This is a genomic window from Endozoicomonas sp. ALB091, from assembly GCF_049310265.1.
GTDB lineage: Bacteria > Pseudomonadota > Gammaproteobacteria > Pseudomonadales > Endozoicomonadaceae > Endozoicomonas.
Map to the genome: position 1 here is coordinate 368,405 of NZ_JBLYNQ010000006.1, position 22,804 is coordinate 391,208.

Consider the following 22,804-nt stretch of genomic DNA (forward strand, 5'->3'; position numbering starts at 1 on the left):
GGTCATGTACGACCTGGATGGCACGCTGGTAGAAAGCGTGCCTGAGTGCGGGAATGGTGTCATGCAGTCACTGCTATTCCATTTCCCCAAACAGTGGCCTTTGAAGTTACCTTAACCTTACGCTGGTAAAGACGTGAACAAACCCGATTGCTGTGCCCCCATGCCTGCCGGGCAACCCTTGGCAGGCTGGGTACCGGATTCGACTTCTCAGCTCTGAAAAACAGATAGTTAAGCGCTGTATATAACGCGTATGCCCTTCGCGATATATAGGCCCTGGGCTTATCCTGATAACCACTCACCGCCGGTATCAACAACTTACTCAGCAGTTCGGGTCGCTCATTGCTGGTAGCGCAAAACTGCATATTCCAGGTTGTATAGAGATCACTCCAATGCTTCGGCAGCGGATAATTAAACAGAGGTTCCTGCCCCTGCTCATCCAACTCAGAAGCACATTGGGTGTATTTACCCGGATAATGCTGGGCCAGGGTCAAGCCTGCACAGGCATTTTCGTGACGGCCACTGACTGCCTCCACGGCGGTCGCTTCAATAATATTAAAGGGCAAAATACAACGCCCCTGCGAATGGGGATAATTTCGTTGCTTTCGACCTTTCAACATCTTCACAATAGGCTGCTCAACGGAGATGAGCTTAATCGCTTTTATGAAACCCAGCCCTCTGATAGCTCCCCCCATTTCATTTCGCTTTTTTTTCCACAAATGAACACACGCTTCCAGCACTTCGGCATTTTGAATCTGGGCTTTGGTCAGTAAATTGAGCGCCAGAGCAAATGGCAATACCGATTCCAGTTCATGAATAATTTCATTTTTACCCTTTTCGAGCATGCCTTCGTTCGTTTCACTGACATTAATAATGTTATGAATAGCACGCATCAAATAATCATTGTCCTTGATATTCCTGAAAACCTCACTGACTGCCTTTTCTATTGCTTCCTGCGAAGTATCATCGGATAAGTTACCACTGATTATTTCGAATATTTCCTGAGTCCACTCACCTCTGCAATCCATCAGCTCAAGATCTATGAAAGACTGCTTAACCTTTTCCCTCACTTCGTTAACATCAAGCTTCTGTATCAGCTTGCTGGCACGAGTATGCAAGTCACTCAGGAAACCATTGACCTTTTCTGTCTCTGCCGAACTCAGTGATGTTTCTGAGCGATCAACTGCTCCTTTCATACATAGTGCAATTTTCAAATAGATTGACAATGCTTTATTGCAGATATAAACCAAAGGCCTGCTAATAAGGTAATCGGTGATCTTTTTCCTGATCGTTGACGACCCGTAACCTTTATGTGAACGCTGGCCAGATGTCGCTTTTGGATTATTGAAATTGCTCGGCATCAAGCCTTGAGTCTGCACCAGTCCCTGAACTTCAGCCTGCAACAGACCCTGAGTATCCCTGGAATTTCCTATCATGTGAATCACCCTGCATAGTTTTAGCCATATCAAGAACCTACCCTATTGATTAACCGGATAAACTGACAAATTGATCAGAATGGCTAACAAACAATAGCAGCCCTGCATCAATAAGATTCAGGAACCTTTTCAGAAACGGGGAGTCGAACGGCATGCACATTATCAATATGACGGTCATACCATGAATGCAAATTCGACGACATATGACGGATCACTCAGCGCTAAAACTCTCTGGTATTTGAACAAGATAAGATCTTCGCAAGAATCTTTATCTTCTTCAGTATCCGCCTTAAAAAGGCATGCTGAGCAATTAACTGATGAACAACGCCTTAATCTTGTCAAAAAGATCAAGTCAGATAAGCGTCCCGGCTGGTCGGTTGACTTAAAACTCAGTGAAAGACAGTTACAATTTCAGTCAATACTTTTGAAACCATTCATATTGAGTCTTAGTAAAATAGGCAAAGTTACCATTGCAGATATTGGTCAATATTAATCAGTAAGTGTGTAGGCACAATCATTCCGTGAAGAACAATGTTGACTGGCAAAAGGTTGCCGATATGTTTGAAAAAGCCTGTAAGGTAAAAGGGGCCATTATTATGATTGATGAAATTGACAGTATGCTTCCGAAACGAAACGATGCTTCGCAGTTCAATGTTAAACGGACTAACGAATTGTTAAGACATATAGAAGCAGCGAATGAGAATCGCATCATCGTGGCGGGAACCACTAAAACAGTTTATCAGTGAAAAAACGGATAAAATCATGTGTAGTACTCAAGAAAATCCTGACACCTCCCCACTCCCATCGAAGCCGGGAAAATATAATCTGAGGTCAAAAAAGAGTTTTCTTTCTATCTTAAGCACTGAAGGAGCGGCCTTTGGATAGATATCAAGCCTGGGGAAAACATCATCGGCTGTAGATTCATATCAAGCAGCCCTTTGACCACTGATTTCAGGAAAAGATCAATATCAAAGCCATACGCAACCCATGCTCAAATCCAGATACACTGATTGCCCCGCCCGATGCACTTTCATCTTCGGGCCCCCAACCGGGGCAGCATACTCGCTGATTTGCAATAGCCCCTGTAGTCATATACCCTTAGCGCAGATCATAATGACATAAAGCAGTACTAAAGAGTCTGGATAAATCCTGCCCTGGTACGGAGTTTGCTGTGAAGCCCTGTCAAAGCCAAGACCATTTTCACCAACATCGCTTTCGACTCAGATACAACGACCATAACGGCTGTTCCGATACTTCCTTGTCTTCAACTTCCCTCCACACTGCCTCCTGGCGCTGGCCATAGGCCTGCCAATTTCACTTAGCCCAACGGCAACATGGTTGTTGCCAAACATAGATAATTTCAATCAATAATCCTGTTAGCTTATTCGAGAGAGCTGCTATGACGCCTGAAGCGTTTACGCGTCTGACCAGAGAAGGATACAACCGCATCCCCGTTGTACGTGAGATTCTGGCAGACCTGGACACACCATTAACCACCTATCTCAAGCTCGCCAATGGCCGCTACTCCTACCTGCTGGAGTCCGTGGAGGGCGGTGAAAAGTGGGGCCGCTACTCGATGATTGGCCTGCCCTGTCGCACCTTGCTCCGGGTCAATGGCGATCGTATTCAGATCGAAACCGATGGCCAGATTGTCGAAGAACACACCACCAGCGACCCACTGGCGTTTATCAAGGCATTCCAGCAACGTTATCAAGTGCCGGAGTTGCCGGAACTGCCCAGATTCACCGGCGGCCTGGTGGGTTATTTTGGTTACGATACGATTCGCTACATTGAGCCCAAACTGGCACAAAGCGCCCCGAAGGACGAACTGCATACACCGGACATCCTGTTAATGGTGTCTGACGAACTGGTGGTATTCGACAACCTCAGTGGCAAACTGATCCTGATTACCCATGCGGACCCTGACCAGCCAGCCGCGCTGGAAAAAGCACAATCCCGCCTGGACAACCTTGTACGCCAGCTGCAAACCAGCCACATTCAACCTCCGGTCCAGGCCTCTCTGAACCCCGCCTGTGAAGGTGATTTTCAATCAGGCTTTGGCGAAGAAGCCTTCAAAGATTCCGTTGGCGCTATTCGGGATTACATTCTGGCAGGCGACGCAATGCAGGTGGTTCTCTCCCAGAGAATGTCGATCCCCTATGACAGTTCACCGCTGAATCTTTACCGGGCTCTGCGAAGCACCAACCCTTCCCCCTACATGTACTACATGGATCTGGGGGATTTTCATGTGGTGGGCTCTTCTCCTGAAATTCTGGCCCGGCTGGAAGATGGTGAGGTGACCGTAAGGCCCATTGCCGGCACCCGAAAACGCGGTGATACCGAAGAGAAAGATAAAGCGCTCGAACAGGAGCTGCTCAATGACCCCAAAGAGCTGGCAGAACACCTGATGCTGATCGACCTGGGAAGAAACGACGTTGGACGTGTAGCAACCACAGGCTCAGTAAAACTGACGGACAAGATGGTCATCGAGCGCTACTCCCACGTTATGCACATTGTCTCCCATGTGACGGGCGAACTGAAAAGTGGACTGGATGCCCTGGATGTACTAAAAGCTACGCTACCCGCAGGGACGTTAAGCGGGGCACCCAAAGTACGGGCCATGGAAATCATCGATGAAATGGAGCCGGTAAAACGGGGGGTCTATGGCGGCGCAGTGGGCTACCTGGCCTGGAACGGCAATATGGACACCGCTATTGCCATCAGAACAGCGGTTATCAAAGACCGGCAGCTCCATATTCAGGCCGGTGCCGGTATTGTTGCTGACTCCAGCCCTGACCTGGAATGGCAAGAAACCATGAATAAAGGGCGTGCAATGTTTCGTGCGGTAGCCATGGCCCAAACCGGATTCATTAAAGGGATGAAACACTGATGCTGTTAATGATCGACAACTACGACTCATTCACCTTTAACCTGGTTCAATACTTCTCGGAACTGGGGGCTACTGTCGATGTCCACAGGAACGATCACATCACCATTGATGACATCGAAACGCTAAAGCCAGACCATATCGTTATTTCTCCGGGCCCGTGCACGCCAAACGAAGCTGGCATATCCATGGATGTTATACGACATTTTCAGGGTAAGGTTCCGATCCTGGGAGTCTGTCTTGGCCATCAGAGCATTGGCCAGGTGTATGGCGGCAGGATTGTTCGTGCCCGACAGGTGATGCACGGGAAAGTTTCCCCGGTCTTCCATCAGGATTTCGGGGTGTTTCAGGGACTGGCCAACCCGGTCACCACAACCCGTTACCACTCACTGGTGATTGATAAAGAGAGTCTTCCTGATTGTCTTGAGGTCACCGCATGGACGCAATTTGCCGACGGCAGCAATGACGAGATCATGGGCGTTCGCCACAAAGAACTGCCCGTTGAGGGCGTGCAGTTTCATCCGGAGTCCATTATGACCGAACAGGGACATGACCTTCTGGCCAATTTTCTCAAACAGTCCATATAACCATTGAGCTAAGGGAATGAAGACATGCAGATAAAAGAAGCCATCAACCGGGTCGTACAACATCTTGACCTGAGCCGGGATGAAATGGTCGAGGTCATGCAACAGATCATGACAGGCCAGTGCAGTGACAGCCAGATTGCGGCTTTTCTGACGGGCATGCGGATGAAAAGTGAGAGCATTGAAGAGATCACCGGGGCGGCCATGGTTATGCGACAGCTGGCTACCCGGGTTGAGGTTAACACTGGGCACCTGGTGGATATTGTCGGTACCGGCGGGGATGGAGCCCACCTGTTCAACGTCTCGACAGCGTCGGCATTTGTCTGTGCGGCTGCCGGTGCCAAAGTGGCAAAACACGGCAACCGTGGGGTTTCCAGCTCAAGCGGTAGTGCCGATCTTCTGGAGCAGGCTGGTGTCAACTTGGATATCAGCCCTGATCAGGTGGCCCGCTGCATTACTGAGGTGGGGGTCGGCTTTATGTTTGCACCAGCCCACCACTCAGCCATGAAAAATGTGGTCGGTGTGCGCCGGGCGCTGGGTATTCGTACTCTGTTTAATATTCTTGGGCCGATGTCCAACCCGGCTAACGTAAAAAATCTGCTGATTGGTGTCTTTAACCGGGAGCTATGCCGCCCTATGGCTGAAGTACTGCGTGAACTGGGCAATGGGCATGTTATGGTGGTGCACTCCGTCGATGGACTGGATGAAATCAGTATTGCCAGTGCCACTCACGTTGCTGAGCTGAAGGATGGCAACATCCGCGAATACACCCTGACACCGGAAGATTTCAATATCAACTCCCAAAGCCTGATCGGGCTGGATGTAAAAGACAGTGATGAATCACTGGCGCTGATCAAAGACGCCCTCGGTAAACAGGAGGGAAAACACGCTGAAAAAGCTGCCAGCATGATCGCCCTGAATGCCGGTACCGCTATCTATCTTTCGGGGGTTGCCGGTGGCCTTGAGGAAGGTATTCTGATGGCCCGGGACGCTATCGATAGCGGCCTGGCGCTGGAGAAAATGAAAGAGCTGGCCAGCTTCACCCGCGTTTTTTCTGCAGAAGCAGCCACCTGGTCAGTGTGAGGATCCAATTCATGTCGCTACCGACGATTCTGAATAAAATCATTGCACGGAAGCATGAAGAAGTTTCTGAGCGCCGCGATATCAGGCCGCTTGATGAAGTGAAAACGCTGGCCGAACAAAACACCCCAACACGGGGCTTCGCCCGCAACCTGCTGTTACGGGTGGAAAAGCAGCAGGCCGCCATCATTGCGGAAATCAAAAAAGCCTCTCCCAGTAAAGGTGTTATTCGGGAACACTTTGAGCCTGCTGACATCGCCAGAAGCTACGAACGCTCCGGAGCCTGCTGCCTGTCCGTGTTGACGGACCAGGATTTTTTTCAGGGGAGTGATCGCTTTTTACAGGCTGCTCGAGATGCCTGCTCTCTGCCTGTACTACGTAAAGACTTTATGGTCGACCCGTATCAGATATATGAAGCCCGGATGATTGGTGCTGACTGTATCCTGTTGATTGTCTCCGCACTGTCTGACCAACAGCTCAGTGAATTTAATGAGCTGGGACAATACCTTGGAATGGACGTTCTGGTTGAGGTGCACGGGGCCGATGAGCTGGAAAGGGCACTGCCATTACCGGGCGCTATTCTCGGTATCAACAATCGCAATCTGCATACGTTTGAAGTGAGTCTGGATAATACCTTTGAGTTGCTAAACCGGATTCCCGATGGTCGGCTGGTGGTTACGGAAAGTGGTATACACACAAAGCAGGATGTGGAATCCATGGTCTCGCACAATGTGAACAGCTTTCTGGTGGGTGAGGCTTTTATGCGTCAGGAAGATCCGGGAGAAGCGCTCAGCGGATTGTTTGGCAGTTACTTATGATTAAAGGCCGCCCTGAGAGGGGTGGCCAATCTTTATCACGTCAACTATTGAATAATCCCACAGGCTATTCTGGCACCACCGCCACCCAGGGGAGGGTTGTCAGAATAGTTATCGGAACCAGCATGAATCACCAGTGAACGCCCCTTCAGTTCAGAGAGTGAAAGTCGAGGTGCTACAACAGGGCTGACCGCGTTTCCATATTCATCAACCATTAATACCGGCAAATCCCCTGAATGCCCGTGACCTTCGGGCCCCTCGTGATGACCGGTGCTGTTTGGGTCATAGTGATCACCTGCGGCCAGGGCAGCAACGCTCTGGCCACCTTTTTCTCCTGGCTCACAGGAGGGGTTTTCATGAACATGAAAGCCATGCTTCCCGGGTGGCAGATCATGCAGTGCCGGCTGCAGTCTAATCCCTTTGGTGACATCATCATCGTCAGCATGATGTATAAATATGTTGCCTATTGTTGGCCCATTACCTGCCGGAGTCACCTGAAACATCGCAACTTCCAGCTTTTCCTCTACCTTGCCTTCACCCTGACCCGTATTATTTGAACACCCGGACAGCAAAGCAGATAGTGCGATCGGCAGAGCCAGGAACCTGATACCTTTATTAACCATGTTATGAAACCCCTGAGAAAACATATAAGCCTCAGTATAGGTTTCAATGACACTCAACAAGGGCTGATTGCTTCGGCTATTCTATCGGGTGCCAAACACAACCATGGTTTTTCCTTTTACCGAAACAAGCCCCTGGGCTTCAAGGCTTTTCAGAACCCGTCCAACCATTTCACGGGAGCAACCGACAATACGACCAATTTCCTGACGGGTTATTTTGATCTGCATCCCATCAGGGTGCGTCATGGCATCGGGTTGACGGCATAAATCCAGCAAGGTTCTGGCCACCCGGCCGGTAACATCGAGAAATGCCAGATCCCCCATCTTCCGGGTGGTATCCTTCAAACGGGCAGCCATCTGGCCAGACAGCATCATCAGAATCTCGGGTTCTTTCTGCACCAGATCCCTGAACTGCCGGTAACTGATTTCCGCTACCTCACAGGCGGTCTTGGCCTTAACCCAGGCGCTGCGTTCCTGCTGATCCTCGTCGAAAAGACCCATTTCTCCAAAAAAGTCCCCCTGATTCAGATAGGCGACGATCATCTCACGACCATCATCGTCTTCGATAACCACGGATACAGCACCCTTGACGATGTAATAAAGGGTCTCTGAAGTGTCACCGGCACAGAGTATGGTACTTCTGGCCGGATAGTTTTTCCGGGAGCACATGTCCAAAAAAACAGACAAAAAGTGTTTTACTCCGGAGGCTGGTCTGACAGGTAAATTCTTTGCCAACATCTTTTCACCACAACTGCCTTGTTTTGGTCACATCATACCGCAAACTTTTCTTGACTGTCTTGGCACTATTCGATGAATGGGTGCTGTTACGAAGAATACAGAATTCTGATTGAATGGCTGTTTTGACGCAAAGGCTTTAGAATTGCCCCCAAATAGAAACAGTCAAACGAGAACAGGAATTTCAAATGAAGGCACAAGTCAAGTGGGTTGATAACCAGCGTTTTCTGGGACTGACAGACAGTGGCAACTCCATCGTTATGGATGCCGATAAACACCATAAGAGCGCACCGAGCCCCATGGAGATGGTATTGATGGGTTTAGGTGGGTGCTCTTCGGTGGACGTGATCAATATCCTGGAAAAAGCGCGTCAGAACGTGACCAGCTGCCATGTGGACATTGAATCCGAACGTGCTGATGCCATTCCCGCCGTATTTACCAGAATACATCTGTCTTTTGTGGTGAAAGGCAACAAGATCAAAGCATCCCAGGTGGAACGTGCCGTAAACTTATCCGCCGAAAAATACTGCTCGGTTGCCCATATGCTAGGCAAAGGTGGTGTTGAAATCACCCACAGTTACGAGATTATCGAAACCGAATAAAGGATTTAAACCACAAAGACACGAAGGAAGCCTTGTTTTGTTTGCTAAGCCTTAATCAGGCAAGCCCAGAAAAAACCTTGTGTCTTTGTGGTCCCCTGCTTTTTAAGGCCCTTAACAAAACCTCTAAAGCTCACGATCAGCCCGGCGGCCACTGCATTTGACGCCCTGCCAGCAAATGCAGGTGTATATGGTAGACCGACTGCCCACCTTGGCTGTTGGTATTCACGGCCAGGCGAAAACCATCCTCACTTACCCCTTCGCTGGCCGCGATGTCTTTTGCCACCAGCATCATCTTGCCCAGCAGTGACTGGTCTTCTGCTACGGCGTCATTCATGGTCGCAATATGCTTTTTGGGAATGACCAGAATATGGGTTGGAGCCGCCGGGTTAATATCCCTGAAGGCCACCACCTGATCATCTTCAAATACTTTATCTGCGGGAATATCGCCCTCAGCAATTTTACAGAAAAGACAACTCATTAAACCCACTCCTTGCCTATATAAAAAATCCAGTCACCCTGCAGTCACAGGCTGCTCTATTTCCCGTTCCCACAACAGCGTTGCACCAACGACCGCAGCAGGAATAATCAGCAAATTGATCAACGGTATCAACATGGCCAGGTTAACAACCGCACCAAAAGGCCACGACGTTGATAGCTTTGGTTTCAATCGTGATAACATGTCGGAAAATGAGACACCCCGGTTATCCGCTGCATAGTCACAGTACTGGATAGCCATCATCCAGCCATTGAATAAAAACCACAACACCAATCCCAGCACCGGAACAAAAGACAGTATCAGCAGCACAATTGCCCGGGGCAGGAAATACAACAGTTTGCGCAACTCCCGGCCAATACTTCTCGGCACAATTGTCAGCCAGTCAGACAGTTTAAGATCAGGCAGCTCTGCGCCTTCCATTCGCTGCACTTTTTCCGCCAACAGTGCATTAAACGGGGCCGCAATAAAATTCCCGATAATGGTAAAGGTAAAAAACATCACGGCCGCCAGGGCCAGAAAAAACAGCGGCCATAGCAGATACTCCAGAAACGCCAGCCACTCTGGCATCCAGCCGGTGAGTTGCTCCATCCACAGAGAGAAATGGCCCGATGCCCAATAAATAATCCCGGAAAACACCAGGATATTAATGACCAGCGGAATCAAAACAAACCATCGCAATTGTGGCAGTAAAATCATTTTCAGTCCCTGGATAAAGTAACCGGGGCCTGATACAGGGGTATTATGTATCATCACTTTATTGTTAATGCTTGCCAGAAACCGAAATATTACACCAGCAACAGCTATTTCTCTTGTTTTCTTCTCTTGTGCTTTTCTCTTGAGCAATAGGGACAGACAATAAGACCCATAATTTTTGCCAATTGCCATGGCTCAAAGGCTATAGCTATTATAAGGCCATTTAATCATTACCCCTTATTAATGGAGTACATAATGAGCATAACCAGACACTCCCGCCTGTTAATTCTTGGTTCCGGGCCTGCGGGCTATACCGCCGCTGTCTATGCCGCCAGGGCCAATCTCAACCCGGTCATGATTACCGGCATGCAACAGGGGGGCCAACTGACCACCACAACGGATGTCGATAACTGGCCAGGTGGACAGGAAGGGCTTCAGGGCCCCGGCCTGATGATGGAGATGGAAGCCCACGCCAAACGCTTTGGTACTGAAATTATTTTTGATCATATCGAAGAAGTGGATTTCAGCCAAAAGCCCTACACCCTGAAAGGCAGCCACACGTATACCTGCGACGCCCTGATTATCGCCACCGGAGCCAGCGCACGCTATCTGGGCCTGGACAGTGAAGAAGCCTTCAAGGGTAAAGGGGTGTCTGCCTGCGCAACCTGTGATGGATTCTTTTATAAAAATAAAGATGTGGTCGTGGTCGGTGGCGGCAACACGGCGGTGGAAGAAGCACTCTATCTCTCTAACATTGCCAGAACCGTTACCGTGATTCATCGACGCCAGCAATTTCGCTCAGAAAAAATCCTTCAGGACAAATTGATGGATCGCGTGCAGAACGGCAATATCAAACTGGTTCTTGACTCTGTTCTGGATGAAGTTCTGGGCGACGACATGGGGGTCACCGGCGTCCGGGTTAAAAATGTGCTGAGTGGTGAATCTGAAGAAATATCCGCAATGGGCTGCTTTATCGCCATTGGCCATACGCCAAATACCGGTATTTTTGCCGGTCAGCTGGACATGAAAGATGGCTATATCCGGGTGAATAGCGGTCTGGCAGGCAATGCCACACTGACATCAAAAGAGGGAGTTTTTGCCGCCGGGGATGTTATGGATCATATCTATCGTCAGGCGATTACCTCTGCAGGTACTGGCTGCATGGCAGCATTGGATGCCGAGAAGTATCTGGATGCCCTGGAAGCTTAAATAGAGCTACTACAGGCTTCCTCGACAGGAAGCCTTGTAAGTCACCGTTTATTTATCGGTGGTGGTTCCTTCTTTCGCAGACTCACCGTAACCATACTCTTCAGCCAACGCTCCCTGTTCATCAGGGCTGGATTTAGGCGCATAGTCCTTGGGCTGCTCCAGGGGTGGCGTGCGTTCATTACGACGCTTATGAATCTTCCCGGACAGCAGTGCGTTACTGCTTAACAGGGAGTCGCCGAGCCGGTTGCGGACTTCTTCATCCTTACAGAGCGCTTCCGCACCATTGGCCAGATGCTCATGGACATCCCGGTAGGTATCGGTCAGTTTATTGATCAGGTGGGCTGATGTGGTGAAGTGATCTCCCACACGCTCCTGGTACTCTTTGAATTCCTGCTGAAGTTCATCCAGCTGACTCTCCAGCCTGCCGTTACGGGATTTTGCACCGGACAGTAAATGGTAAACGAGCGCACCACACAGAATCCCCGTCAGAAACGCCAGACTACCGATAAACCAAAGTACGTTCATGTTTTCCACAGTATCGCCTCACTCAGTGGGGCCCGCGCCCTTGTCATTAAATCACAACGCCATGTGCTTTAGCGCCTGCCTATAAACAGATTGTATAGATTCCATTGAAGTTGGCCTAGCCCATACCGGCAAAAGCCAGATTCGAGCAAAACTCGCAGACTTTGTCCACCACTTACTTTGTATAGTTGCTTTCGTCAAAGAGTGATAAAAGAACATCAAAGCCTATAATGACCGAACCCGGCCTGAAAAGGTTCAGTTCAGCAAGCCTTGCCACCTGACCGGAGTCCAGTTACATTGACAGCTTTTGCCCCGTTGGCAAATATGAAAACAATAAGCAGCGCTCCTTTATCCAGTATTTGATTATGACCCCGCAAGCTTGTTATCACAGGGATATCACCCAAAAAGGTTTTAGCAGGGACCCGGCCCAGGCTGAGGCGGTAAAACACTTGCAAAACCTCTATGAACAGCTGATCCAACCACCCGGGGGATCACTCCTCAAGAAGATCAAAGGTGCCCTCGGCAAGCCCCGTGAGCCATTACGTGGCCTCTATTTCTGGGGGGGCGTTGGCCGGGGTAAAACCTGGCTTATGGACACCTTTTATCACTGCCTGCCCTTTCAGGATAAGCTGCGCATGCACTTCCACCACTTTATGCGCCGGGTGCATGCCGAGCTTAAGACACTGGAGGGGCAGAAAAACCCGCTATCAAGCGTCGCTGAACGTCTTTCCAAAGAAGCAAGGATCATCTGCTTTGATGAGTTCTTTGTTTCCGACATCACGGACGCCATGATTCTGGCCGGTTTGATGGATCAGCTGTTTCAGCGGGGCGTCACCCTGGTCGCCACATCGAATGTGGACCCCGACCTTCTCTACAGCGATGGACTGCAAAGGGCCCGCTTCCTTCCGGCCATCGACCTGATTAAAAAGCACACCCTGGTGGTGAATGTTGATGGCAATATTGACTATCGCCTGCGTCTTCTGGAAAAAGCTGAAACCTACTATTGCCCCCTCAATAAAGCCAACCATGAAAAGCTGGAGCGGATATTTTCAGAGCTGGCTGCTGACCCGGAACATATTGAGTCGGGCCAGAGCATCGAAATATCAGGACGCCCGATTAACACCGTAAAGTCAGGCAGAGATGTGGCCTGGTTTACCTTTACGGATCTGTGCGATGGCCCCCGCAGCCAGAATGACTATATCGAGCTTGCCTGCCTGTACCATTCAGTCATTGTTCAGGATGTCCCTCAGTTTGATGCCAACCGGAATGATCAGGCCCGTCGTTTCATCAATCTGATTGACGAGTTCTATGACCGTGGCGTAAAACTTATTTTATCCTGTGAAGTTCATCTTGAAGCACTCTATGCCAGTGGTACTCTGTCGTTTGAGTTCAAGAGAACGCGCAGTCGTCTGCAGGAGATGCAGTCTACAGAGTATCTTGCCCGGCCTCATAAGCCATAAGTGCGTCGAAAATAAATACAGGAGTTTCATCGTATGGATCTTGGTATTCAAAACAAAGTTTTCATATCGATGGGCTGGTCATCAATGCCGGAGGCCCGGCACCGGGATTCTTTGAAGAGTTTGATGATCAAGCCTGGCAGGCTGCTTTTGAATTGACGCTGATGAGCGCCATACGACTGATCAGGGCAACGCTGCCTGCGCTTAAAGTAAACGGCGGCAGCATTCTTACCCTGACCTCTTCCGCCGTAAAGGAACCCATCGATATTCTGGTGATGAGTAATGTCATGCGTTCAGGCGTCAACAGCCTGGTAAAAACACTCGCAACCGATCTGGCGCAATACAATATCCTTATTCAAAGCAATACTTCTCTGCAAGCCCTCAACAGCTTGATATTTTCACTGTGCAGAGTGACCAGAAATCAGGGTGGTAAATGACGGTGAAGGACGTGGTTCGCATCAGTCAACCAGCCGGTTATGCAGCAGTTGGGCAGTCGAAAAGCATTTTTTGTTTTTCCCCGGGCAATAGATGTTTGACCACTAGCAAGGGATGCCGGTTTGAGCCAATCGGGTACAATCTCACCTAACAGGGGGCTTTGCAAAGTTTGAGCAGGATTGCCTGAATCAACAGAAACGTTGCTTTTACAGGCCTCCAGGTAGATTGTTAACAGCTCTTCGGCCTTTTCGTGAACCGCATTTATGCTTTTCAAAAGTTCACTTCGGGAAGCCGTTATATCAACAATTAATTTATTGTCGTCTGATCTGTTCCAGAAAAGGTGCTGAAATTTAGCAAATAAATCGTCAAAATCCGAAGTGTTGATAACCCTGTTAAAAAAACCATCCTGAAAAAAATGTTCGGAATAAGTTTCGCTCAATTTAACCAGCTCTTGCTCGACAATATCGAGACCAGGCATACCATCAATATTACCCACACGCTTTAGATATGCAGGGTATTTAGTCATAACTGACAAAAAGTTTGCCTTTTCATAATCAGTGATTGCCTCAATAATTTTGCCCATTTCTTTTTTAATGCCATCCACTTTCAGAGCTTCAGCAATCTCATCTGTTTTTTTTCTGATCGTATCCTTGTCATCTTTATCTGCCAACTGCAATTGAACCCGATTCATCAGCATGATCAATCGCTCTGTAGCCAGCTGAAGTTTCCCGAATAAGGGGATAAAATGTTCAAGGTATATCAACTGCTGAGCCTGTTGGGTGAAGTCCGGAATACCGATATTACTTTTCTCAACCCTGTTCCTGATCTTTTTCTTCAGTGTGTCAATGATTACCAGCAACACTTCGTGCTGTGCGGTTTCTCTATCCATTACCGGTAACTCATGATTTTTGTTAGTCACCAGCATTGCTGCGTTACAACCGACTTTTGGGTGCCCGCCAACACCACCAGGAATAAGCATCCGGTAAGTTGCTCCAGTGGCATCTTCACCAGACTCAGTGGTCAAAATCGGAAACTGGCATTTTTTAAGCTCGATACAAGGTGGGCTATTAAACAACTCTTGATGCCTGAGCGTTGGTGAAGTCTGACAGCCATGCCACTCTGAAGAAATATTCGTATAGTGTTTATGACGTCCAATGTAGCCATGATAGCAACATACGACCCCATCCCTGACGAATACGAATCCCGCTTCAGCCATGTTTGCCGGAGACAGATTATCTGTAAATGTAGTGTCCTCTAACTCACCGTCATCGGTGTAATAACTTTTTTCAATCATTAGTTTTACGGCATTAACATCATGTCGTTGAACTTCAGTCAAGGCGTAAATACTTTTCTCACTTAATCTCCTGACAATCCCTTGAAAATCAGTGCCACGCCAGGCATCGCCAACCACCATATAACGGCTGGATAAATCCATTTCTACAAGGCAACTGCCTACCCTGCACGGATCGACCAGGATAGGATGATCGCAGGATACCGCCCTTACAATCCGGCCACTGTAGACACGGTGGGATTTCTTTTTTTCGTTCTTTTTTTCGTTCTTTTTTTCGTCCTTTTTTTCGTCTGAATATATATTTAGCTTTGTTACATCCCCAAACCCATCGTAAGGTTTATCTACACGATAAAAATCTCTTAGGTCCCAATGATATTTGACTTTAAGTGTTACATTCATCGAACTTTCACCACCCCGTGATTTCACCCATTTGAGATGACTTGCTGACAATGAAAGATCAGACCTTCATTAACCGATTTAGTTCTATCGAGTCATTTCAGGAATTATGATTATTTCCACAAAATGACAGAACACCCAAAGAATCTATAGAAAGAATTAAACAGAAGGTTGAACTTCCCTCTCAACGATAGAGGTGGAGAATTCATTAATTTCTTTGAAAATGAGATACTTCTTTTTTCTTCTCAGTGCTGATCTCACCTTTCGCGGCAACTCTGAAAAGCAATAGATCACTGAACGATTGGAATCAAGGTCAATCCTTGTAGTGGCTGGAACATACCAGTACATATACTGCTTACGTTTTGAATAAATCACAGCCCCGGCCTCCAGATGATTAAGTTAAAGAATTTGCCTGTTGATCATTTAGTCAACTTAACCCTGAAAAAGTTCCCCTGAAGGCTGTATAAAAGTAGCAACCATCCAAAATCTTCATAAAGACAGCTGCTTATTCTAACTATCCTGCGGCCTTCCTGGCTGCCCGAACCTGATCATAAGCGCCCTGAATTTCCTGGGTTTTTTCTTTGGCAACCGCCATCATTTCCTCAGGCAAACCCTTTGCCACCAGTTTATCCGGATGGTGTTCGCTCATCAGCTTACGATAAGCCTTCTTGACTTCAGCATCTGAGGCACTGTCTGACACGCCCAGAACATCATAGGCCCGCTTCAGATCCATTCCTGAAGATGATCGGTTGCCACCGGCTCCGGAATGATAGCCACCTTGCTGGTAATACTCTCTCTGGGCAATAAACCGTTTGTGAATTTGCTCAAAAGCAAAGTTGCCCACCCCCAGAATACTGCAAACCTGCTTGAATACCGCTTTTTCTGAAGGGCTCAACCCACCGTCGGCATAGGCTGCCGACAGCTGAATCTCCAGAAACATGGGAATCAGTGTGCTGGCACCGGCCACCTCACGAAATGACCGAAGCGCACCTTCAATATCGGAAGACGGCTTCTTGCCCTCGTTAAACAGCTCTATTGCCATCCTGCGCTGCTCTTCTGAGAGGCGCATGTTGTCCATAATGGCTCGTGCTGTCTCTATTTCGTACTCACTTACCCGGCCGTCCGCTTTTGCCACACGGCCCATCACCAGAAACGTTGCCCTGAAAAAGGCGGTCTGGGCTTTTTGACGATAAGCGGCAGAAGTCCCGAAGCCAGCAGCTCCCTGCCCACCTAAATAGGTCCGGTTAATCCAGGAACCCACAAATGCGCCCAAAATAGCGCCAAAGGGTCCACCGGTCATGAATCCAACCAACGCGCCAATTACTATTGCGGTCATGAAGTCCTGCTCTGATCTTGAAGATTGTTTTGGCTTTGCGGCCGGTCCTGCTGCTGTTTTTGAAGATAGCCTTCCAGTGCCTGTAGCCGTTCAACAGAACCCACATCCGTCCAGAAACCATGGTGGTACTGGCCACTGACCCGGCCCTGTTGCATGCCCTCAATCAATAACGGAGCCAAGGCAAAGGCTGTGCCACGCTGACAGCCGTCAAATAATCGCGGGGATAGTATGCTGACGCCACTGAATGTCAGTCCGGCTTTTTCCGGCATTGCTGCTTTCTCAAAAAGAATCCCATCGTCGAGACAAAAATCCCCTGCAGGATGGAAGTCCGGATTATCGACCATCACCAGATGCGCCAGCATTCCTTGCGGGAGCTGCAGATTTTTCAGGCAGATATCCGTATATACATCCCCATTCACCACCACAAACGGTGCATCACTTTCGCCCGCCTGACCTTGAGCCAACAGCGGCAGGGCTCGACAAATCCCACCGCCGGTTTCCAGAGGCTCACCTTCAGGAGAATACTGAATAGTTACCCCCCAGCCGGAACCTGAGCCAAGTGCCTCCTCAATCTTTTCTCCCAACCAGCCATGATTAATGACCAGTTCCCTGAAACCAGCCTGCGCCAGCCGCTCGATATGATAGGTAATCAGGGGTTTTCCTGCCACTGGTACCAGCGGTTTGGGAATGGACAGGGTAATGGGTCTGAGTCTTTTGCCATAACCTGCAGCAAGTATCATGGCCTTCATACGCCAGCTTCCTCCATTACCTGTTTGAGCCGCCCTTTAACCAAAGGTTCAACGCACTCTTGCAGCCACTCGGCATGGGCTTTGAATTGAGGGTATCGCTGGCAGATGGACACCACATACCCCAGGGTTCTTGGAATATCGTTCAGGTAGCCGGGTTTGCCATCACGCAGCCACAATCTGGAAAAGATCCCCAGACATTTCAGATGACGTTGTAAGCCTGTGAGATCAAACCAGATTTTCAGCTGTTCCCGGTCATAATCTGCCAGCACCGAATGACGGGCAATAAAAGAGGATAACCAGCGATCTATCTTTTCTTCAGGCCAGGCTATGTAACAGTCCCTCAATAAAGACACGACGTCATATAGCAATGGCCCATGCAGCGCTCCCTGAAAATCAATAACCCCGACAGTGCCATCCGGTGCCAGCATCAGGTTTCGGGAATGGTAATCACGATGAACCGTTCCCTTTGGCTGCTCAAGAAACGTTGTTACCAGCGAGGAGAACAGCCCCGTCAGCGGCTGCATAATGTGAGGATCTTCAGCATCAAATCCCATCAGTGCCCCAAGAAACCACTGGGGATAAAGAGACAGCTCAAGGCGGATCAGCTTTTCATCGTAGGGAGGCAGGTTATCAGGCAACTGTTGCTGCACGGTGAGTAAGGTGTCCAGAAGCTGCGGATAGTGCTGGTTGGCGGCAGAACCTTGCAGTAAAACCTGCATTGGCGTATCCCCCAGATCCTCCTGAAGCATAAAGCCATGCTCATAATCAACCGCAAACACCTCAGGAACGTGAACCCCGCCTGCCCGCCAGTGAGTGGCTATCTCAACAAAGGTGCGGGTATCTTCCGTTGCCGGAGGAGCATCTACGGCAACCAGCGTCCGCTGAGGGGTTTTAACCCGATAATATTTTCGAAAACCGGCGTCACTGCCAATGGCCTGTAAAGGCATTGAAGCACCTGCATCAAGGTCCCCATGATCAAAGGCAGGGCTTTGTCCGCCAGATAACACTGTGACAACCCATTGTGCCAGTTGTTCCCGACGACAAGATGCTTCAGAAACGTTCTGAAGCTCTGAAATTGTTGTGGCCAACGCTTTTGCTTCCCATTAGCAATGTCAGATCAATACCCAAGACTATCACAGAGAGCTATTCTGGCCTATTGGCGCTTAGGCTCTATTGACATAAGGTTCCCGCCCCGGGAGAAAATGAAAAGCCTGTGGCCATTTGACATTTCAGGCTCTCGTGTCCAAAGTTCCCAATGGATTTAACACTGCATTTCCTGTGCAAATGCATATAGAATATTGCGACTCAAATGCAGTAAGAATGTTGCCCCAGGATTGCTGAGCTTATGGATATGCCCCCATTACCCTTTACCCCAAAAGCACTGACACTGGTCATTGCAACCAGCATTATTGCCAGCCAGACAGCAGCCAGAGTCATTGCCGCTGAACCCTCGGGTGGTCAACAGAGCGAATGGCACTGCCAGACACTGGCTAATGGTCATTGGAGTTGTCATCCTGCCACCGGCAAATCCAAACCAGTGCAACCGAAGCCCGGGGCCAAACAGCAGGTCAGAAACCCGGAAAAACCGGCGACGCCGATAAAGCCTGCCACCAGCGGCCAAAACGCCGCCCTCAAACAACAACTGGACTGGCAACCTATCCGGGACCTCTCGGCACAGAGAAGATCAACTGAGCCTTTCTATAGCTGCGGCGCTTATATCGAGCCGCCCAGACCTGGCAAGGACTATAGCGGGGATAGCAATAATGCACCCATTGTCGCCGAGTCCAATGAGTCAAGTTATGACAAAGACTCAGTTGCCACCTTCAAGGGTGATGTTACGGTCCGTCAGGGCAGTCGGCAGTTTGAAAGTGACCACGCCACGCTGGACAAAAGTCGGAACCATGGCCAGTTCGAAGGCAACGTTCGCTTTCGGGACAGTGGCGTCCTGCTGGTCGGTGACAAAGGTGATCTAAAGCTCGACAGTGGCCGTGCAACCCTTGAGAATACCGCTTATGTGATGCATGAGCAGAAAGCCCGAGGCAGCGCTAAACGCATCGTCCGCAATGAAGACACTACACTTGAGTTGTCTGACGCCACCTACACCACCTGCCCTCCGGGTGACAAAGGCTGGCAGCTGTCCGGGCAACAGGTAACCCTTGATATGGGTAGTGGTCAGGGTCTGGCCAAAAATGCCGTCGTTCGTGTGCAAGGGCTGCCAATCCTCTACACGCCCTATTTGTCTTTCCCAATTGATGACCGCAGAAAGTCCGGTTTCCTTTACCCTACGTTATCCCAAAGCAGTGATAACGGTTTGGACTTTGCCATCCCTTATTACCTGAATATTGCACCCAACTATGATGCCACCCTGACGCCCAGATATATGAGCAAACGGGGATTAATGCTGGAGAACGAGTTCCGCTATCTGGTGGGTAACACCCGGGGTGAACTGGGGCTTTCCGGATTTCTGGACAAAGATCAGCTGAAAAAAGAGAACCCTTATTACAATGACCACCGCTGGTTGCTCAACTATCGTCAGCAGACCAACCTGACCAGTCGCTGGACGGCAGAAGTCGACTACGCCAAAGCCAGTGATAAAAACTATCTGGATGATTTCAGCACCAGCCTTAACCTGTCTGCCAATGCACCGCTGAACCAGCGGATAGGTACCCGCTACCTGGGAGGGGATACCAACCACAACTGGCAGTTTAGTGTGGATGCTCACCAATACCAGAATATGAACCAGACGGCAGATGACCCCTATAACAAACTGCCACAGATCAAACTGTCTGGTAACTGGCTGGCCAGTAGCCGCCTGAACCTGAATTATGTGGCCGACTACACGAAGTTCTCCCGTGATGATAATTGGCATTATGTTAAGGAAGAATCGAAAACAACATCGGATAACGAATACTTCGAGAGCGTATACGACGAAGGTTACGGTATTAAAAGCGCCAATGGTGAACGGCTCTACCTGGAAACCGGGGCAGGTTACTCTTTTGACTGGAGCTATGCATTTATCCGCCCGGCGGTGAAAGTGCAACATGTTGAATACCGGCTGACGGACCTGAACCAACAGAATGTAATTGATGATTTGGGTCTTGCCTACGGCAACTTCACCGCAGCAGATTACACCGAGTCACCCAAGACAACAGTGCCCACATTCAGCATTGACAGCGGCCTTTACTTTGACCGATTCACCAATATCGGTGGCACCGAATTCACCCACACTCTTGAGCCCAGGATGAAGTATCTCTACTCCCCTTATAAAGAGGGGCAGGAGATGAACCCGGTGTTTGATACCGCACTGATGAACTTCAACTACAACTCACTCTGGCGCGACAGCCGCTTCTCCGGCCACGACCGGTTAGGTGATGCCAACCAGCTCTCCCTGGGCCTGACAACCCGGTTGATAGAAGATGATGGCTTTGAGCGGGTGCGCTTTGGCATTGGTCAGATCATCTATTTTGAAGATCGTCAACTCTGGATCAGCCCTATCGCCGGTATTGACCAGGGTGTTATTGACCAGGACCTGGATACCGACCCGGGTGATGAGACCAAGCGTCTGCTGGAAGAAATGCAGGATTCAGTGTCACCACTGGCATCGGAACTGGTCTACAACATTAATCGCAGCATGAACATCCGTCAGGATCTGATGTGGGATACCAGTAACAACAAACTGGACAGCTACGGTCTTTACTACCAATTCAAGCCGGATGATCGCCGTGTCATGAACGCTGGCTATCGTTTCCTGCGTCAGGCTGATCGTTTTGTTAAAAACGAGCTGGATCAAAATACCGGCCTGACCACCGACAACAACCTCAGCCAGACCGACCTCTCTATCGCATGGCCTGTGACCAACAACTGGTCAGCCATGGGCCGCTGGCAGTACGATTTAACCAACAGGCGGAACCTTGAGATATTATCCGGAGTCGAATATAACAGTTGCTGTTATCAGGTACGTGTACTGTGGCGCAAGTGGGTTGAGGATGATGACAACATTGATCACCCTGACAGCAAAAACGGCGTATTTCTCCAGTTTGTCCTGAGAGGACTTGGCGATCTGACCGGTGGCACCACAAAACAGTACATCAAAGGTATTAAAGGTTACGCAGGGGATGAGAAGTAAATGATGAAGGGATTAAAAAGCATGGCACTGGCTTCCCTGTGCCTGCTGTCTTTCAGCAGTGGTGGCGTTTACGCACAGTCAAATGACGCGGCGCAAACCCCACAGAAAGGCACCATCCGAAACCAGCTGGCACTGGATCGAATCGTTGCCAAAATTGATCAGGACGTGATCATGCAGAGTGAGCTGGATGCCCGTGTTGAGGCTGTGCATCGCCAGCTGGCATCCAGAAATATCGACCTGCCGCCGGAAGATGTGCTTAAAAACCAGGTACTGGAACAGCTGATACTGGAAAACATTCAGATCCAGATGGGCAAGCGCGGAGGCATCCGCATTGATGACTGGGCTCTTAATGACGCCATTGCCCGAATCGCCCAGCGCAACCAGATGACCCTGGAAGCGTTCCGGCAAAACCTGGAAGCGGATGGCCTGTCGTTCAGCCAGGCCCGTGAAGAAATTCGCCGGGAAATGATTCTAAACCGTGTTCGCCAGCGCCAGGTTGCCCAGCGGGTCCAGGTCAGCGAACAGGAAATTGATAACTTCCTGGGCTCTCCTGAGGGGCTGGCGCAAGTGCAGACGGAATATCGTCTGGGTCATATTCTGATTGCCACACCTGACAATGCTACACCCGACCAGGTCCAGAGTGCAGAGCGCCTTGCTGATGACCTGTCCGGACAACTGCGCCAGGGGGCAGACTTTCAGGCCCTGGCCATTGCCAACTCCAGGGGGCAGAATGCCCTGGAAGGTGGCGACCTCGGCTGGCGAAAAGCCGACCAGCTCCCCACACTTTTTGCGGAACAGGCCATTAACATGACCCCGGGGCAGACCTCCGACGCTATCCGCAGCCCTGCCGGTTTCCATATCATCAAACTTATGGATACCAGGGGGAATAAAAAAGTGGTTCAGAGTCAGGTTCATGTTCGCCATATCCTGATCAAGCCCAATGAAATTCGCAGTAACCTTGAGTCCCAGATGCAGGCGAAGAAACTGTATCAGCGGGTTCAGGCGGGGGAAGCGTTCAGCGAGCTTGCCAAAGCGTATTCTGACGATACCGCTTCCGCGCTCAATGGCGGTGATATGGGATGGATCTCTCCAGAAACACTGGTTCCGGAATTCCAGACCGTGATGAACATCATTCCGGAAAAAGTAGTAAGTGAGCCATTTCGCACCACCTACGGCTGGCATATTCTTGAAGTGCTGGGCAAACGGCAGTCTGACATCAGCACCCAGGTTCGCCGCAACCAGGTAAGAGAACTGCTCAGTAATCGCAAGTTTGAAGAAGAACTGCAAGTCTGGCTGCGGGAAATCCGCGATCAGGCCTACGTTGAGATCCAGCTCTGA

At 49.6% G+C, this 22,804-nt stretch carries 22 protein-coding genes; 12 read left to right on the forward strand and 10 right to left on the reverse strand.

Features of this window, described 5'->3' with window-relative positions; translation table 11 throughout:
* Positions 1 to 59: 59 nt before the first annotated feature.
* On the reverse strand, positions 60 to 1,433 hold the full coding sequence (locus tag ACO6UX_RS08645; RefSeq protein WP_422446735.1) for a hypothetical protein: 1,374 nt from the start codon (positions 1,431 to 1,433) through the stop codon (positions 60 to 62).
* A gap of 181 nt (positions 1,434 to 1,614) precedes the next feature.
* Between ACO6UX_RS08645 and ACO6UX_RS08650 the strand changes: the two genes are divergently transcribed.
* The 6 genes from ACO6UX_RS08650 to trpC all read left to right on the forward strand — a co-directional run bounded on the left by ACO6UX_RS08650 (position 1,615) and on the right by trpC (position 6,802).
* A complete protein-coding gene (locus tag ACO6UX_RS08650; protein ID WP_422446737.1) occupies positions 1,615 to 1,926 on the forward strand; it encodes a hypothetical protein in 312 nt (103 codons plus the stop codon).
* 28 nt (positions 1,927 to 1,954) lie between these two features.
* The gene (locus tag ACO6UX_RS08655; RefSeq protein WP_422446739.1) at positions 1,955 to 2,179 is read left to right on the forward strand and encodes an AAA family ATPase; all 225 of its coding nucleotides are present in this window, start codon (positions 1,955 to 1,957) and stop codon (positions 2,177 to 2,179) included.
* 653 nt (positions 2,180 to 2,832) lie between these two features.
* Positions 2,833 to 4,323 carry an anthranilate synthase component I gene (gene trpE, locus ACO6UX_RS08660; RefSeq protein ID WP_422446741.1) on the forward strand — a complete coding sequence of 497 codons (1,491 nt, stop codon included), beginning with the start codon at positions 2,833 to 2,835 and terminating at the stop codon, positions 4,321 to 4,323.
* Positions 4,323 to 4,907: an anthranilate synthase component II gene (locus ACO6UX_RS08665; RefSeq protein ID WP_422446743.1), complete on the forward strand. Its 585-nt coding sequence runs from the start codon at positions 4,323 to 4,325 to the stop codon at positions 4,905 to 4,907. Before trpE ends, ACO6UX_RS08665 begins: the two co-directional genes overlap by 1 nt.
* Before the next feature lie 24 nt (positions 4,908 to 4,931).
* A complete protein-coding gene (gene trpD, locus ACO6UX_RS08670) occupies positions 4,932 to 5,987 on the forward strand; it encodes an anthranilate phosphoribosyltransferase (RefSeq protein ID WP_422446745.1) in 1,056 nt (351 codons plus the stop codon).
* A gap of 11 nt (positions 5,988 to 5,998) precedes the next feature.
* A complete protein-coding gene (trpC, locus tag ACO6UX_RS08675) occupies positions 5,999 to 6,802 on the forward strand; it encodes an indole-3-glycerol phosphate synthase TrpC (protein WP_422446747.1) in 804 nt (267 codons plus the stop codon).
* Positions 6,803 to 6,846: 44 nt separating this feature from the next.
* On the opposite strand, the gene sodC is transcribed toward trpC, so the two are convergent.
* Positions 6,847 to 7,422 (reverse strand): superoxide dismutase [Cu-Zn] SodC, encoded by a 576-nt coding sequence (gene sodC, locus ACO6UX_RS08680; protein WP_422446749.1) that lies wholly within the window; start codon positions 7,420 to 7,422, stop codon positions 6,847 to 6,849.
* 81 nt (positions 7,423 to 7,503) lie between these two features.
* Positions 7,504 to 8,157 (reverse strand): cAMP-activated global transcriptional regulator CRP, encoded by a 654-nt coding sequence (gene crp, locus ACO6UX_RS08685; RefSeq protein ID WP_422446751.1) that lies wholly within the window; start codon positions 8,155 to 8,157, stop codon positions 7,504 to 7,506.
* Positions 8,158 to 8,342: 185 nt separating this feature from the next.
* On the opposite strand from crp, the gene ACO6UX_RS08690 reads away from it, so the two are divergent.
* A complete protein-coding gene (locus ACO6UX_RS08690) occupies positions 8,343 to 8,756 on the forward strand; it encodes an OsmC family protein (protein ID WP_422446753.1) in 414 nt (137 codons plus the stop codon).
* Positions 8,757 to 8,892: 136 nt separating this feature from the next.
* Here ACO6UX_RS08690 and ACO6UX_RS08695 read toward each other — a convergent pair whose 3' ends face one another.
* Entirely contained in the window at positions 8,893 to 9,234 is a 342-nt protein-coding gene (locus ACO6UX_RS08695; RefSeq protein ID WP_422446755.1) for a histidine triad nucleotide-binding protein, read from the reverse strand.
* 33 nt (positions 9,235 to 9,267) lie between these two features.
* The gene (gene cysZ / locus ACO6UX_RS08700; protein WP_422446757.1) at positions 9,268 to 10,002 is read right to left on the reverse strand and encodes a sulfate transporter CysZ; all 735 of its coding nucleotides are present in this window, start codon (positions 10,000 to 10,002) and stop codon (positions 9,268 to 9,270) included.
* Positions 10,003 to 10,200: 198 nt separating this feature from the next.
* On the opposite strand from cysZ, the gene trxB reads away from it, so the two are divergent.
* Positions 10,201 to 11,154 carry a thioredoxin-disulfide reductase gene (trxB, locus tag ACO6UX_RS08705; RefSeq protein WP_422446759.1) on the forward strand — a complete coding sequence of 318 codons (954 nt, stop codon included), beginning with the start codon at positions 10,201 to 10,203 and terminating at the stop codon, positions 11,152 to 11,154.
* Between the two features lie 48 nt (positions 11,155 to 11,202).
* Here trxB and ACO6UX_RS08710 read toward each other — a convergent pair whose 3' ends face one another.
* The gene (locus ACO6UX_RS08710; protein ID WP_101745134.1) at positions 11,203 to 11,679 is read right to left on the reverse strand and encodes a YhcB family protein; all 477 of its coding nucleotides are present in this window, start codon (positions 11,677 to 11,679) and stop codon (positions 11,203 to 11,205) included.
* A gap of 362 nt (positions 11,680 to 12,041) precedes the next feature.
* On the opposite strand from ACO6UX_RS08710, the gene zapE reads away from it, so the two are divergent.
* Together zapE and ACO6UX_RS08720 are read left to right on the forward strand one after the other, a co-directional pair.
* Positions 12,042 to 13,136, forward strand: a complete 1,095-nt coding sequence (gene zapE / locus ACO6UX_RS08715) for a cell division protein ZapE (protein WP_422446761.1) — start codon at positions 12,042 to 12,044, stop codon at positions 13,134 to 13,136.
* 11 nt (positions 13,137 to 13,147) lie between these two features.
* Positions 13,148 to 13,570: an SDR family NAD(P)-dependent oxidoreductase gene (locus ACO6UX_RS08720; protein ID WP_422447917.1), complete on the forward strand. Its 423-nt coding sequence runs from the start codon at positions 13,148 to 13,150 to the stop codon at positions 13,568 to 13,570.
* On the opposite strand, the gene ACO6UX_RS08725 is transcribed toward ACO6UX_RS08720, so the two are convergent.
* The 4 genes from ACO6UX_RS08725 to ACO6UX_RS08740 all read right to left on the reverse strand — a co-directional run bounded on the left by ACO6UX_RS08725 (position 13,555) and on the right by ACO6UX_RS08740 (position 18,428).
* Positions 13,555 to 15,258, reverse strand: coding sequence for a hypothetical protein (locus tag ACO6UX_RS08725; RefSeq protein WP_422446763.1), 1,704 nt, complete (start codon positions 15,256 to 15,258; stop codon positions 13,555 to 13,557). The two genes, ACO6UX_RS08720 and ACO6UX_RS08725, sit on opposite strands and share 16 nt — an antisense overlap.
* Before the next feature lie 511 nt (positions 15,259 to 15,769).
* A complete protein-coding gene (gene djlA, locus ACO6UX_RS08730; protein ID WP_422446765.1) occupies positions 15,770 to 16,591 on the reverse strand; it encodes a co-chaperone DjlA in 822 nt (273 codons plus the stop codon).
* On the reverse strand, positions 16,588 to 17,340 hold the full coding sequence (gene murU / locus ACO6UX_RS08735; protein WP_422446767.1) for an N-acetylmuramate alpha-1-phosphate uridylyltransferase MurU: 753 nt from the start codon (positions 17,338 to 17,340) through the stop codon (positions 16,588 to 16,590). Before murU ends, djlA begins: the two co-directional genes overlap by 4 nt.
* Positions 17,337 to 18,428 carry an aminoglycoside phosphotransferase family protein gene (locus tag ACO6UX_RS08740; RefSeq protein WP_422446769.1) on the reverse strand — a complete coding sequence of 364 codons (1,092 nt, stop codon included), beginning with the start codon at positions 18,426 to 18,428 and terminating at the stop codon, positions 17,337 to 17,339. The genes murU and ACO6UX_RS08740 overlap by 4 nt, the downstream gene beginning before the upstream one ends.
* Positions 18,429 to 18,685: 257 nt before the next feature.
* Between ACO6UX_RS08740 and ACO6UX_RS08745 the strand changes: the two genes are divergently transcribed.
* A complete protein-coding gene (locus tag ACO6UX_RS08745; RefSeq protein WP_422446771.1) occupies positions 18,686 to 21,466 on the forward strand; it encodes an LPS-assembly protein LptD in 2,781 nt (926 codons plus the stop codon).
* Positions 21,467 to 22,804, forward strand: a complete 1,338-nt coding sequence (locus ACO6UX_RS08750; RefSeq protein ID WP_422446773.1) for a peptidylprolyl isomerase — start codon at positions 21,467 to 21,469, stop codon at positions 22,802 to 22,804.